We start from the raw sequence: 14116 nt of genomic DNA on the forward strand, positions 1-14116 counted from the left end.
GAAACCTGACGCAGGAAGAGGTCTTGCATTTCGGTGCGGCATTCTGCCACAGTTGTGCGAATCCGGGTGGGTCTGGCTGAGAGCGGGGAAAATCCAACGCAGGGCGTCACATATGCGGGAAGATCGGTTTTTCAACCCTTTCGCCAAACGGCAGAGTTGACAGGCGCCGATGTGCGCCGGAAGCTGAGCTTTATCTATTGCATATGCAGACTTTAGCAAAAGAGTTGGGCGTTCCTGCCTGCTGAGCCAGACTGTTCAGTCTCCGGATTTTGATTGAGAGCTGACAGTCGCACAGAGGTGCAGAGTGTCACCAAGAATGAAAAAGGGAGTATAGAAACGATGAAACACGCAAAACTGTCCATCGGTGCGCTTGTGACCGCGGCCTTCATGGCTCCGGCAGCGCAGGCGCAGGAATTTATCACCATCGGCACCGGCGGTGTGACCGGCGTTTATTACCCGACGGGCGGCGCGATCTGCCGTCTGGTCAACAAGAACCGCAAGGAGCACGGCTTCAAATGCGCCGTCGAATCCACCGGCGGTTCGGTCTACAACATCAACACCATCCGCGAAGGTGAGCTGCAGTTCGGCGTTGCCCAGTCCGACTGGCAGTACCATGCCTATAACGGCACCTCCAAATTCGAAGAGCAGGGCGCCTTCGAAGGTCTGCGCGCGGTATTCTCGGTCCACCCGGAACCCTTTACCGTTGTGGCGCGTGCCGATGCAGGCATCACCAACTTTGACGATCTGAAAGGCAAGCGGGTCAACATCGGCAACCCCGGTTCCGGTCAGCGCGGCACCATGGAAGTGCTGATGGAAGCCAAAGGCTGGGGCATGGAAGATTTCGCCCTGGCGACCGAGCTGAAGGCGGCCGAACAATCCGCTGCCCTGTGCGACAACCAGATCGACGCGATGGTCTACACCGTGGGTCACCCCTCCGGCTCGATCCAGGAAGCCACCACCGCTTGTGACTCGGTTCTGGTCACTGTGGACGGGGAAGCCGTCGACAAACTGGTTGCCGACAACTCCTTCTATCGTACTGCGACGATCCCGGGCGGCATGTACCGTGGGTCTGACGAAGACACCAAGACATTCGGTGTGGGCGCGACCTTCGTGACCTCGACCGACGTATCTGAAGACGCGGTCTATGCGGTGGTGAAATCGGTCTTTGAAAACTTCGACGCCTTCAAGAAGCTGCACCCGGCCTTTGCCAACCTGAAGCCGGAAGAGATGATCAAGGACGGCCTGTCGGCGCCGCTGCATGATGGCGCTGCCAAATACTACAAGGAAATGGGCTGGATCGAATAAGATCGGCCAATGACCAACTGGCGGGGCGCATTGGCGCCCCGCTTTGCGCCTGCCGGGCCTCTCATCGGTGATGGCGCCAATCACAATAGCCGGATCCCATATCAGGGCGTCCGCAGGGGAGATCATCCATGACATCCGATGCTCAAGGAAATCGACCGCTTAGCGAGGAAGAACTGCAGGAACTGGTCGCGTCCTCGGACGCCGGTGCGCGCAACCCCATTGGGGCTGTGGGCCTGTCTCTTGCACTTGTCGCCGTAAGCTGGTCGCTGTTTCAGGTCATTCTGGCCTCACCGCTTTCGAACTATCTGCTTCCGGGCGCCGTCAATAACAATTCACGGCTGATCCACCTGGCCTTCGCCCTGATGCTGGGGTTCATGGCTTATCCCGCCATGAGCCGGGAAAGCCGCAATCTGGTTGGCTTCTGGCTGGGACACCTGGGAACACTGCTGGGCATTGGTGCCTTTGGCGTGGCGGTGCTGTTGGCCATCGCGCCGGGTATGTCGGTGTCGGTGGCGGTTGTCGTGTCGGCTCTGGTGGCGCTGGTGCTGGTGCTGCCGACCTATCTGAACGGAACGGGTATGGCGACGCGGCTGGAAAGCATGGTCAGCGCGCTTGGCATTTTCGCGGCGGTGGCACTACTGACCTATTGCGCGGTGGCGATTCTTGGGCAGTATCTTTTTGACGGTTGGAGCGGTTCTCTGGCGCTCTTTTCCATCGTGGTGGCGCTGATTGTAGCGGCCGTTATGGTTCTGGCCTACCTGCGGGAATGGGCCAATCCCGAGCCGGGTTTCGTGCCGGTGCAGGACTGGGTTCTTGCCGCTGCGGGCGTTTATGTGGCGGTCTATGGCTTCCTCAACTACCAGAAGATCGTCGACAGTGGCGGTCTGGCAGATGATATCGACAAATTCTTTGCGCTTGCTGGGTTGATCATCCTGTTCGAAGCCGCGCGTCGCGCTCTGGGTCCGGCGATGGCGATCATCGCCACGATCTTCCTCGCCTATGTTTTTTTCGGTTCCTCTGACGTGGTGCCCGAAGTGATCCGCTGGAAAGGCGCCAGCCTGAAAAAGGCGATGAGCCATATGTGGATCACCTCCGAAGGGGTCTTTGGCATCGCGCTTGGCGTTTCCACCAAATTCGTCTTTCTCTTCGTGCTGTTCGGGGCGCTGCTGGATAAGGCGGGCGCCGGGAATTACTTTATCAAAATGGCCTTTGGCGCCCTTGGCCACCTGCGCGGTGGCCCGGCTAAGGCGGCTGTTGTCGGCTCGGCAGCGACAGGCCTGATCTCAGGCTCTTCCATCGCCAACGTTGTGACCACGGGCACCTTCACCATCCCCTTGATGAAAAGGGTGGGCTTTACGAATGAACAGGCCGGCTCGGTCGAGGTCGCCTCATCGGTCAACGGTCAGATCATGCCGCCGGTGATGGGGGCTGCGGCCTTCCTTATGGTGGAATACGTGGGGATTTCCTACGTCGAGGTCATCACCCATGCCTTCCTTCCGGCTGCAATTTCCTATGTCGCGCTGGTCTATATCGTGCATCTGGAGGCGGTGAAGCGGAAAATGCCGACGCTGGGCAACCGGGTGGTCTCCATGGGCCGCACAATCGGAGGTATGGCGGCGTTTTTCGCGGGTTTCGCGGCGCTGTGTTACGGCGTGCAATATCCCGTCGGTTGGGTGATTACGCTGATGCCCGAAGCCTCTGGCACAGTCTTGTCGCTGCTGGTGGTTGCGGCCTATGTGGCGCTGCTGAAGCTCGCCGCCGGGGTCGAGGATCTGGTGCCGGACGATCCCAATGCCGAGGATGTGGAGCTGCCGGATGTGGGCAAGATCTATAAGGCGGGGCTGCATTATCTGCTGCCGATCATCGTGCTGGTCTATTTCCTGATGATCGAACAGAAATCGCCCGGCCTGTCGGCCTTCTGGGCGACGGCACTACTGTTTGTGATCCTGCTGACGCAGAAACCGCTCAAGGCCCTGTTCCGGGGACAGTCCAACCTTGCCTTCAACTTCATGGATGGGGTGAGCGATCTGTGGCACGGCATGATCGACGGTGCTCGCAATATGATCGGGATCGCCCTGGCAACCGCGACAGCGGGTGTGATCGTGGGCACCGTGACGCTGACGGGCGTGGGGCAGGTGATGTCCGAACTGGTTGAGTTCCTGTCTGGTGGAAACCTGATCCTTATGCTGATCATGGTCGGCCTTCTGTCGCTGGTTCTTGGCATGGGGCTGCCGACCACGGCGAACTATATCGTCGTGAGCTCGCTGATGGCGGGTGTCGTGGTAGAGCTTGGCGCGCAATCGGGGCTGATCGTGCCGCTGATCGCGGTGCATCTTTTCGTCTTCTACTTCGGTATTATGGCCGATGTGACACCGCCTGTGGGCCTTGCCAGCTTTGCTGCTGCGGCAGTCTCCGGCGGCGATGCAATCCGCACAGGTTTCGTTGCCTTCTTCTACTCTCTGCGCACCGTGGCGCTGCCCTTTGTCTTCATCTTCAATACCGATCTGCTGTTGATCGATGTGACATGGGCTCAAGGCATATTGGTGGCCATATCGGCGACCATCGCGATCCTGGTCTTTACCGCCGGGACGATGGGGTATTTCCTGACCCGCAGCCGCATCTACGAAAGCGTGCTTCTGGTTCTTGTGGCCTTTGCCCTGTTCCGTCCGGATTTCTTCATGAACCGGATCATGCCCCCCTTTGCCGAGGCGGCCCCGAGCGAACTGGTCGAGGTGCTCTCGGCTTCTGAAGCAGGGCAGGAGTTGCGCCTGCGCATCGAAGGTCCCGATTTTGACACTGGCGGCGCGGCTTCCACAACGCTGGTGATCCCGTCGGATGGCTCCGGCGATGGTCTGGCCATGGCCGAGGCAATCGGTCTGGTGCTGCTGCCTGAAGATGGGCTGATGAAACTGGACGCGCCTGGTTTCGGCACCCCGGCAGAAGAGGTACTAGGCAGCTTTGATTTCTATGGCGATGACCCGGTTCAGGTCACTGAGATCAAGGCGCCGCAGGATCAACTGCCCAAGGAGCTGATCTTTATCCCTGCATTGCTGTTGCTGGCCTTGGTGGCCATGATGCAGCGCGGTCGCGCCAGCAAGGAAGGAGTACCGGCATGAGCAAATCCGTTCTATGTGCGCTTGAACTGAGCGATGCGGCGCTGGACCGCAAGGTGCTGGAACAGGCGGCGCGGCTCGCTGCGCTGGATGATGCCCAGCTGGATGTGCTGAATGTCCTGCCGGATTTCGGCGAAAGCTGGGTCTCCGGCTTTTTCGAAGAGCATCACCACGATAAGGCGGTCAAGGACACTACTGCGCATCTGCGGGACCTCTGCGAGGAAGTGCTGGGCGCGGAGCGAAACGCCAAGGTGCGCCATGTGGTGGCCACCGGCACCGCCTATCAGGAGATCCTGCAAGTTGCGGCCAAGGCGGGAACCGATCTGATCGTGATCGGCGCGCATAAGCCCGACCTCAAGGATTACCTCCTTGGCCCCAACGCCGCGCGGGTAATCCGGCACAGCGACTGTTCGGTCTACGTGGTTCGGTAGGTCAGCGGTCCAATGCTGAGTACGTCAGATCAGAGGCGCCCCCGCTTGTGGCGCCTCTTTTCACGGCTGACAGCTACTCACCAGGCTCATAACCGGTCATCTCCAGATACCCGCGACCGTTGTGGCTGCCGCTGACCCGAACAGGCCCCTCCCAATAGGGAAAGGCGGCGCCCATCCAGCTTTGCGGGTTCAGCGCCTCCACGGTTGCTGACAGCTCCTGCTCTGGCAGCGAGATCTGCCAGCGGGTGGGAACGGAGCGGCCCGCGACGCTGCTGTAGTTCAGCGGTTGCGACGAGAAGGCGCCATCTGGCAGGGCGCGGGCGCTGCCATCGGCCGCAACCCAGGTGCCGGACGTGAAATCAGCGTCCGCGCTGCGCAGCACGAACCCCATCAGTTTTTCACCGCTGTCAAAGGACAGGGAGAACCAATCCCAGCCGGTCTGATCTTCTTCAAGCGGCTGACTGGACCATTCCCGGTCGAGCCAACCGTGGCCGGTGACGGCAACAGGGCCGGAGGGGAGCATCAACTGCCCCTCGATGCGGTAGCCGGGCTGCGAGTAGTAATAGCTGGCCTGTCCGCTGGCGGATTTGACCGAATATCCATCCGCGCCATGCAGGACCAGCGGCGTGTCGGCCGAGAGCTGTAGATCATAGGAAAACTCCATTCCGCCGGCGCGGAGGCTCAACTGGTCGATGCCTGCCCCGGTGCCGCCCATTTGCCAATCGTCGATCAAGGCGTTGAACGGATCTGCGGTGACCCCGGCCTGTCCGATACCGCCGCGCGCCAGACGTTCGGCAAAGTAATGCTGCCGTTCGGTGGTGAGGCCAGCATGCCCCATCCAGATCTGCGGGCTGTCCCAGCCCGGTTGCTCTCCGGGGGCCAGCGCAGAGCGGAACAGGGTCCACTGAATACCATATTCTTGTCCATCCGCGCCTTGAAGGTTGGCTGTCAAGTACCACCATTCAATGCGAAATTCTGGGTGCGGGCCATGGTCGCGCGGAAAGCTGAGCACGGTGCCCGGTTCGGGGATGGCAAATCCTTCAGCCTTTGTGCCCAGGCCCGCGAAACCCTGCGCCCGCAACAACATGGGCGCAAGGGTCAGGCCGAGCGTCAGGAGAACGGCAGCAAGGATCGCCAGCGGCTTATCGTTCATTGGCAAAGACCTTCAACAGGTGGGATGGTGACAGGCGGCTCAGCTTGCGGGCGGGGATCAGGGCAGCCAGGGCGGCGGCCAGCAACGCCAGCAGGAACAGGCGCAGCCAGTCGAGTGGGAACAGATACATCGGCAATTGCCAGCCAAAGGCCGCGACATTGATCACATCCAGGAGCGCCCAGGCCAGCGTCAGCCCCAGGGGCAGTGCCAGACAGGCAGTGAGGCCCGCCAGCAGCAGGCTACGCAAGATGTCGATCCGGGCCAGCCGTGCGCGCGTCACCCCCATAGCCCAGACCGGTGCCAGTTGCGGCAGCCGCTGCCCCCAGAGGGTTAGAAGGCTGGTCAGCATGGCAAAGCTGGCGACCCCCAGCGTCAGCAGGTTGAGCGCCTCTGTGACGACGAAAGTCCGGTCAAAGATCGCCAATGATCGCGCCTTGATCGTGGCTTGGTCTCTTATGCTTTCCGTTTTGATATTAAACCTCTGCCGGACGGAGTTTAAAAAATTTGTACTGCGTTCCGGGGGGATGCGGACGCCAAATTGCCGGTTCGGGATGTCGGGCGCGCGGTGCAGCAAATCCGGCAGGGCGACGATGGCCTGGCCGTTTGGATTGCCGTAATCCGAATAGATCCCGGCGATTGGCGCGCTCCAGTCCGGCGCAAGGGTAAGCGTGTCGCCGGGCGAATACTCGTGGCGCCGGGCCAGCTGTTCGTTGATCAGAATGCCCTGACCCGCGGCCACCTGATCCCAGACGCCGGGCAGCGCCCGCAGGATCGGCCAGTTGTCCCGGTAAGTCGGATCGTCGACAACGCCATAGATCCGCAGCGGTGCCTCTCGGTGCCGGATCTCGTGCCAGCGGATCGGCAGCGGGCGGACATCGGGCTGTGTTTCAGCCCATGCCGCGAAATCAGTGCCCTGCTGGTCGCTGTTCAGCGTGATATAGAACTCTGCCGCCAGCCGCTGATCCAGCCAACCGGTAAAGGTGAGGCGAAAGCTGGAAGTCATTGTTCCAACGCCGATATTCGTCGCCAGCGCCAGCAGAAGCGCCATCAGCGCCAGCGACAGGCCGGGCAGTTGCGCACGGCTGTCGGCCCAGATCCATTCTGCGAGCGGACCCCGTGCACTGCGGGCTCCAAGGCGCAGAAGCAGTGACAGCGCCTGCGGCAGCAGCAGCGCCGCGCCCAGCATCAGCCCGCCCAGAAAGGCAAAGCCCGCCACCAGTCCGTCAAACATCCATAGCGTGACGCATCCCCCGGCGATCAGTATCACGCCAGCAAGAACGGTCAGCCGGAAGGACCGGGCGGTCTGCTGTCCCCGGGCGGAGGTCGCCGGGGCCGCCAGAACCGGCATGGTCCAGAGGCTGAACAGCGCCCGCGCGCCTGCCAGTGCGGTCCCCGCGAGGGCCATGCCAAGGCCGGACAGAACCCATACCGGGCGCAGGGTCAGGCTGCCGTCGACCGAGGCACCGTATAGTCCGGACAACGTCGCGCTGACATCTGGCAGCAGCGCCGCCGCAACCCCATAACCAATGAGTAGGCCAAGGCCACCAGCGCCCAGTGCGATGAGCGCCAGCTCTGCCACCAGTAGACCAGCAAGGGTGCGCAGCTGCACCCCGAGGCTGCGCAGGGTGCGGAACAGGCCGCGGCGATGCTCCAGCCCCAGCCCAATGCTGCCCTGCACGATGAACAGCCCGACGGCGAAGGACAACAGGCCAAAGGCAGTGAGGTTGAGGTGAAAACTGTCCGTGAGCCGGGCCGTAGCTGAACCTGCCGTCTGTGCGCTGATCCGGGTGAGCGTCGGCGCCAGTTGCTCTAGCGGCGGCAGGTCACTGGATTGTTCTGGAAGGATCACCAGCCGATCTAGGGTATCAGGTCGCTGGAGAAGTCGGCTCGCGAGGCTGATATCGGCAATGGCAGTGCCGCGGGGAACATTCGGTGACACCACAATGGGTGGCGTACCCTCGTCCTGTGTAAGAGACGCGGTATCCGGGTGCAGGAACAACTGGCCGGGGGGCAGCAGCGACAGTGAGATATCGGATGCCTCATCCTCTTCGCCTGTTTCTTCGGACAACAGTGCGACAGGCGGCGGGTTCAGGAGATCAATCCCCATAAGATCAATGGATTGCGTGCCCAGCTTGATGCGCCCCTCCAGAACCGGAGCCAGCCGCCAACCGGCGCGGCGCAGGGCCACATAGGTATCAAGCGGGATTACGCCATCACCGGCCACCAGCTGATCGGCCTGCGCTTGTCCCAGTTGGCTGGCGGCGCGGGCATAGCTGGCGCGGGCCTCGGCGTTGATGGCCTGCACCGCTGACCAGAGCCCCGTGGAGAGCGCCAGCCCGGCGACGATGGCGAGCAATTGGAAGGGATGGCGTCGCCAATGGGACAGCAACGTCAGAAAGGCGGCAGTGATCATGCGATCTGCCCCTGTTTCAGATGCAGCCGCCGGTCCAGCTGGTTGGCGATACTGTCCGAATGGGTCACGAGAAACAGCGCCGCGCCACTGTCGCGCAGCAGCTCTAGCATCAGGCCCATCACCGCCTCGCTCGCGGTTTCATCAAGGTTTCCGGTCGGCTCATCCGCCAGCAGCAGCGCCGGACGCAGGGCCATGGCGCGGCCGATGGCGACCCGTTGCTGTTGTCCGCCGGATAGCTGGTCAGGATAGCGGTCCAGTAAGTTCGATAGGCCCAGCCGGTCGATCAAGCGATCTTCCCAGGAGCGGTCCCGGCGGCGGCCCAGCCGTGCGTGCAGGCTGAGGTTGCTACCAACGCTGAGGGATGGGATCAGGTTGAATTGCTGGAACACGATAGAGACCTGCCGCTGGCGTAGGGCGGCGCGCCCGGCCTCGTTCAGCCCGGACAGGGGCGTGCCTGCGATGGTGATCTCTCCGCTGTCGAAACTGTCCAGAGCCGCAGCCAGATGGAGCAGGGTGCTTTTCCCCGATCCGCTGTCCCCGGTCAGGGCCAGGCTGGATCCGGCCTCAAGGGTCAGCGAGACCGCCTGCAATACGGACGTCACACCTTGGCCTGAGGTATAACTCTTGCTCACGTCGGTAATCTTGAGAACCATATGGGTTTGTCATCCTGTCGGCGCTGGGGCGTTGGTTGATACTGGGAAACATTTAGGGGCGTTTTGTGTGCGGAACAGGGCGGCCCTGCTGGGATCGCGGCGTCAGTTCGTGACTTTGGAAATGGTGTCGGACTCTCACAGCACCGGCGCCAGCAACCGGGCCACGGGGGCGAAAAGGCGGACGGACCAGTGCTGCGCCGCGAGTGGCCGATCCAAACTGCGCGCGCGGGTGAAATCATCCTCCAGCATCGCGGCGACAGCTTCCGCCGCGCCGGTATCAAAGAACAGCGCCATGGTTTCGAAATTCAGTCGAAAAGAGCGATTGTCCATATTGGTGGTGCCGACGGCGGCGACGGTATCATCGACGACAAAGGTCTTTTGATGCATGAAACCGCCGGAATACTGCAGGACCTGAACACCGACCTTTTGCAGGTCATCGAAATAGGCGAATGAGGCCAACCATGGCAGGTAGTGGTCGACAATTCCGGGCAACAGTATGCGCACATCCACGCCGCGCAGCGCTGCGTGTTTGAGGGCGGCCACCACATCAAGGTCAGGCACGAAATAGGGCGAAGCGATCCAGACCCGGCTGTGGGCGGCAGAGATGGCCGAAAAGAACATCATCGATCCGTTTTCGGTGGTATCCCCGGGCCCTGTCGGGACGATCAGGGCGGATCGGTTTTCCGGCGACGGCTCCGGCTCCCATGTGAGCAGGTCCAGGATCGGCTCATCCGTCAGCCAGTGCCAGTCCTGCGCATAGGTCAGCTGCAGCTGTTGCACCACCGGGCCGGTCAGCTCCACATGGGTGTCGCGCCAGTCGCCAAACGCCTTGGTGTGGCTGATATATTCATCGCCGACGTTCAGCCCGCCGGTAAAGCCCACACGGCCATCGGCCACCACGGTTTTGCGGTGGTTGCGAAAGTTCAGCATGAAGCGGTGCTTGGGGCCCCTTTGGGTGCCGCGATCCACCAGATTGACGCCAGCCTGTTGCAGCTCGGCAAGATAGGAGGTGGGCAGGCCGTGGCTACCGATCCGGTCGGCCATGAACCAGACAGCAACGCCGCGCTGTCTGGCGGCGATGATGTGCCTCTTTAGGCGGCGTCCCAAATCATCGTCGCGTACGATGTAGAACTGGATCAAGAGGTAGTCGCGCGCCTCATCTATGGCGCGGAACATACTGGCGAACCCGGTTTTTCCATCAATCAGCAGGCGGAAGCCGTTGCCGGTGCAGACCTGAAAGCCAGAGACCGCTTCGAAGGGCGCAGGGTCTACGGCCACCTTCGCAGGGCTATGTGCACCCCGCACCTCGGCCATTGGCTGCATGTCCCGCACGGCGCGATGGGCGTCCTGGCGGGCAGCGCGGTAGCGTTCGAACCGGTGATGGCCAAAGATCATATAGGCGGGCAGGGCGATCAGGGGCGAGGCCAGCAGGAACACGACCCAGCCGATGGCGCCCTGCGGCGTGCGGGCGGTGCGGGCCGCGTTCAGCGCGCCCAGAACCGCTAGCCCCCACATCAGGAGGACGCCACCCGTGCTGATCGCGACCCAGAACGTCACCTGGCAAGTCCCATTATTCGGTTCCTTTCCAATGGAGTATGGCCGGGGCCTGCGCTGATTGCCAGTGGGCAGTCGCGGGGCGAGGACCGCAGGCTCTTGGGTGACCGGGAGGCCACAGGTCACACCAGAGGTGAAAACCAACCCTGTCAGGCTGGCGATTCTGCCGAGGCTGTGGAACGGTTTGCAGCATGAACCTGTTTGCTGTCCTTTCCCCTTGGCTGCGCGCATTGGCCCGCGCTGCCGCCGCATTCAACCGCAAGAACGGATGGGTGATGAGCAGTCATATCGCCATGTCGATGATGCTGGCGCTGTTCCCCTTTGTCCTGTTCACCGTCGCCCTTTCGGGGGCCGCCGCGAGCCTTTTGTCACAGGATGTCGCGATAGAGGATCTGGTGGACCTCGTCTTTGGCGGCTGGCCCGAGGAGGTTTCCAAGCCGATCCTGAACGAACTCTTCGCGGTTTTGGAGACCTCCAGCACGCAACTGGCGACGCTGGGCGGGGTTCTGGCGCTCTATTTCGCCTCCAACGGTGTCAACGCGGTGCGGGTGGCCATGGTCAATGCCTATGGCGACAACGATCCCCGGCCTTTCTGGAAGGCGCGTCTGATCTGCGCCGGGCTGGTGGTGCTGGGCGGCGCGGGCATCCTTGTGGCGGCGGTGTTCGAGGTGATCCTGCCGCTTTATGTCCGCTATATCGCAGATCTGCTGCCCTATCAGCTGGTCGGGCCGGGATGGGAGCAGGGGTTCAGTGGCGTATTGTTGTTTCTGTTGCCACTGGTCGCGGTGCTGCTGTGCCATATACTGCTGCCCGGGCAGCGGCACCGGGTATCGCAGATTCTGCCGGGGGCGGTGTTGACGGTGGTGCTGTGGTGGGCCGCGGGGATCGGTTTTGCGATCTATGTCGGATCTTTCGCGCAGTATTCGGCCACCTATGCGGGGCTAGCGGGAGCCATGGCGGCGATGATCTTTCTTTATGTGAATGCCGCGATCCTGATTTTTGGCGCCGAGTTCAACGGTGCGTTGATGCGGCTGGACCAGCCTGGCGCCGAGGCAGCAGAGGCGTCCGGCGACAGCTACGTCGAATAGTATGCACCAGCGGTTCTTGGAACATTCGGAGGAGAAAGCCTTATTGTTTCCGGTTCTGCAACAAAAAGGCAGGTTTGCCACAATTTGGTCATCGGCTGGGCGAAATACGCGGGTAGGCAAGATTCAGCCGACGCAAGAATAAGGACCGCCGCGATGCTGAAACGCCTTCAAGATCTGTTCAAGAGCCCGATGCCCGACATGGCACCGACGCCGCGTCCCCAGATGATTTTCCGCCAGTGCGAAGACGAAGGCCCAGATGCGCGTTTGCTGCGTGAGCTGGCCACCCTGTCCCTGCAGACAACGCAGCAGCCGCTGCACTAAAGAAGAGGCCTGATTGGCCCACCGGGGCGTTTAGCCCCGGAAGCCGGTGGCGATGACGAACTTTTCGGAACTGTCCGACCGCGATGCGGGCGGTTTCACATTGGCGACCTTGGTGAACTTCTGCTTCAAAAGTTTCTGCAGGTCGCCCTCGGCACCGCCGGCCAGAACCTTGGCCACGAAGGTGCCGCCCTGTTCCAGCACATCAAATGAGAAATAGGCGGCTGCCTCGCAAAGGGCCATGATCTTCAGGTGGTCGGTCTGCTTGTGGCCGGAACTGGCGGCGGCCATATCCGACATCACGACATCGGCCATGCCGCCCAGCCATTCCTTCACCTGATCGTCGGCGCCTTCATCCATGAAATCGAGCTGGTGGAACTCGGCCCCGGCCAGCGGTTCGACCTCCTGCAGGTCGACGCCGATTATGCGGCCAATGGATTTGCCCTGCTTTTCGCCCAGCGCATTGATGCGCTTGACCGCGACCTGCGCCCAGCCCCCCGGCGCGCAGCCAAGATCAACGACCCGGGCCCCCGGGACGAGGAAGCGGAACTTGTCATCCAGCTCCATGATCTTGTAGGCGGCCCGGCCGCGATAGCCTTCGGCCTGGGCGCGGCGCACGTAGGGATCGTTCAGCTGACGCTGCAGCCAGCGGGTCGAAGACAGCTTGCGCCCGCGAGCGGTCTTTACCTTGACCTTGAGGTCACGCTGGCCGCGGCCCGAAGTGTTCTTGCCGGTCGGGCTCTTGCCGGAAGGGGTCTTTGCCATCTCTTTGTACCATCTTTGCCGATGTCGGACTTTGCCAGTAAAGGCTCACTTTCCGCGGTCCATGACAGATCGGACGCGAAAACTCAAATGCCGAGGGTTCGGTCTGCGTTATTAAAAGGGTCCGTCTTCCAGAACACCGTCCGCGCTCATCTGTGCATATAGCAACCCTTCGCGCAGGCCCCGGTCCGCGACCGACAACCGGTCGGTGGGCCAGCAGCGAAGGAGAGCCTGCAGGATCGCGGCACCAGACATGATCAGCGCCTGACGGTCCTCGCCGATGCGTGGGTCACTGCGGCGCCCCTGCGGGCCGAGATCCAGATAACCGCGGATCACCTTGTCGATCTGATCACTGGTCATGCGGAGCCCATCGACCTTGGTGCGGTCATAGCGCTTCAGCCCCAAATGGGAGGCGGCGACGGTGGTCACGGTACCCGAGGTGCCGACGATCTGGAAACCTTCGCGGGCCTGCTCATCCTTATAGGGGGCAAAATCGGCGAGGTGTTCTTCGAAGAACCAGCTCATCAAGGCAAAACGGGCGGCATCGTCATCGACGTCGTTGAACTGATCGCGCAGCGTCGCCACACCCAACGGCACGGAAATCCAATCCACCACCTTGGCAGCGGGGAAGGGGCTTTCGGCGGGGTGGAACCCGGCGTGCAGGCGCATGATGGCAGACGGCCGGTCGCGGCGTGGCACCGATGATATGTCGATCCAGACCAATTCGGTCGAACCGCCGCCGATATCCACCACCAGCAGCTGTTCCGTCTTGGTCGACACCAGCGGTGCGCAGGAGATGACCGCCAGACGTGCTTCTTCCTCGGGCTGGATGATTTCAAGCGTCAGACCGGTTTCCCGTTTGACCTGCCGGATGAAATCGCGCGCGTTCTTGGCACGGCGACAAGCCTCGGTGGTGACGAGCCGCATGCGGCGTACCTTGTTGCGCTTGAGTTTTTGCTGACAAATACGCAGCGCCTGAATGGTGCGCGACATCGACGAACGGGACAGACGCCCAGTCCGTTCAAGGCCGGTCCCCAGCTGGACCGACTTGGAAAAGCTGTCCACTACGTGAAAGCCACTGCCATTGGGCTGGGCGATCAGCATGCGACAACTGTTTGTGCCTAGATCCAATGCAGCATAAAGCGCATCCGGATCCGGACGGGCTGGTACAGGGGTTTCAACCGCCTTGGGAAACGCGCCCGCACCTTTGGAACGCCTGGGCGCCATGATTCACGCCCTCCGATTATCGTGTTGGTTTTAGGATATGTTCACAAAGACGTTTGTGCAAGGGCGGCGGCGCCCGGATCGACGCTTTCCTTGTACCGG

At 61.7% G+C, this 14116-nt stretch carries 11 protein-coding genes; 5 read left to right on the forward strand and 6 right to left on the reverse strand.

Going from position 1 to position 14116, the window contains the following annotated elements; genetic code table 11:
- Positions 1-339 precede the first annotated feature (339 nt).
- The 3 genes from SM764_RS14980 to SM764_RS14990 all read left to right on the forward strand — a co-directional run bounded on the left by SM764_RS14980 (position 340) and on the right by SM764_RS14990 (position 4849).
- Positions 340-1305 carry a TAXI family TRAP transporter solute-binding subunit gene (locus SM764_RS14980; protein ID WP_065270355.1) on the forward strand — a complete coding sequence of 322 codons (966 nt, stop codon included), beginning with the start codon at positions 340-342 and terminating at the stop codon, positions 1303-1305.
- Between the two features lie 128 nt (positions 1306-1433).
- Complete coding sequence (locus tag SM764_RS14985) at positions 1434-4421, forward strand: TRAP transporter permease (RefSeq protein WP_369002149.1); 2988 nt, start codon at positions 1434-1436, stop codon at positions 4419-4421.
- Entirely contained in the window at positions 4418-4849 is a 432-nt protein-coding gene (locus SM764_RS14990) for a universal stress protein (protein ID WP_369002150.1), read from the forward strand. The genes SM764_RS14985 and SM764_RS14990 overlap by 4 nt, the downstream gene beginning before the upstream one ends.
- Before the next feature lie 73 nt (positions 4850-4922).
- On the opposite strand, the gene SM764_RS14995 is transcribed toward SM764_RS14990, so the two are convergent.
- The 4 genes from SM764_RS14995 to cls form a co-directional block, all read right to left on the reverse strand.
- Positions 4923-6002: a lipocalin-like domain-containing protein gene (locus SM764_RS14995; RefSeq protein ID WP_369002151.1), complete on the reverse strand. Its 1080-nt coding sequence runs from the start codon at positions 6000-6002 to the stop codon at positions 4923-4925.
- Positions 5992-8415: an ABC transporter permease gene (locus tag SM764_RS15000; protein WP_369002152.1), complete on the reverse strand. Its 2424-nt coding sequence runs from the start codon at positions 8413-8415 to the stop codon at positions 5992-5994. The genes SM764_RS14995 and SM764_RS15000 overlap by 11 nt, the downstream gene beginning before the upstream one ends.
- Positions 8412-9068, reverse strand: a complete 657-nt coding sequence (locus SM764_RS15005) for an ABC transporter ATP-binding protein (RefSeq protein WP_369002153.1) — start codon at positions 9066-9068, stop codon at positions 8412-8414. The genes SM764_RS15000 and SM764_RS15005 overlap by 4 nt, the downstream gene beginning before the upstream one ends.
- 135 nt (positions 9069-9203) lie before the next feature.
- A complete protein-coding gene (gene cls / locus SM764_RS15010) occupies positions 9204-10625 on the reverse strand; it encodes a cardiolipin synthase (protein WP_369002154.1) in 1422 nt (473 codons plus the stop codon).
- A gap of 188 nt (positions 10626-10813) precedes the next feature.
- Here cls and SM764_RS15015 point away from each other — a divergent pair, with 188 nt between their 5' ends.
- Together SM764_RS15015 and SM764_RS15020 are read left to right on the forward strand one after the other, a co-directional pair.
- Positions 10814-11710, forward strand: a complete 897-nt coding sequence (locus SM764_RS15015) for a YihY/virulence factor BrkB family protein (protein ID WP_369002155.1) — start codon at positions 10814-10816, stop codon at positions 11708-11710.
- Positions 11711-11863: 153 nt separating this feature from the next.
- Positions 11864-12031, forward strand: a complete 168-nt coding sequence (locus tag SM764_RS15020; protein WP_274829277.1) for a hypothetical protein — start codon at positions 11864-11866, stop codon at positions 12029-12031.
- A 30-nt stretch (positions 12032-12061) separates the two neighbouring features.
- On the opposite strand, the gene SM764_RS15025 is transcribed toward SM764_RS15020, so the two are convergent.
- Both SM764_RS15025 and SM764_RS15030 read right to left on the reverse strand, forming a co-directional pair.
- Positions 12062-12793 (reverse strand): RlmE family RNA methyltransferase, encoded by a 732-nt coding sequence (locus SM764_RS15025; protein ID WP_274829278.1) that lies wholly within the window; start codon positions 12791-12793, stop codon positions 12062-12064.
- 111 nt (positions 12794-12904) lie between these two features.
- Entirely contained in the window at positions 12905-14017 is a 1113-nt protein-coding gene (locus tag SM764_RS15030) for a Ppx/GppA phosphatase family protein (RefSeq protein ID WP_274833666.1), read from the reverse strand.
- Positions 14018-14116 lie beyond the last annotated feature (99 nt).

Source organism: Pseudophaeobacter sp. 1A16562 (assembly GCF_041008785.1).
Classification (GTDB): Bacteria; Pseudomonadota; Alphaproteobacteria; order Rhodobacterales; family Rhodobacteraceae; genus Phycobacter; species Phycobacter gallaeciensis_A.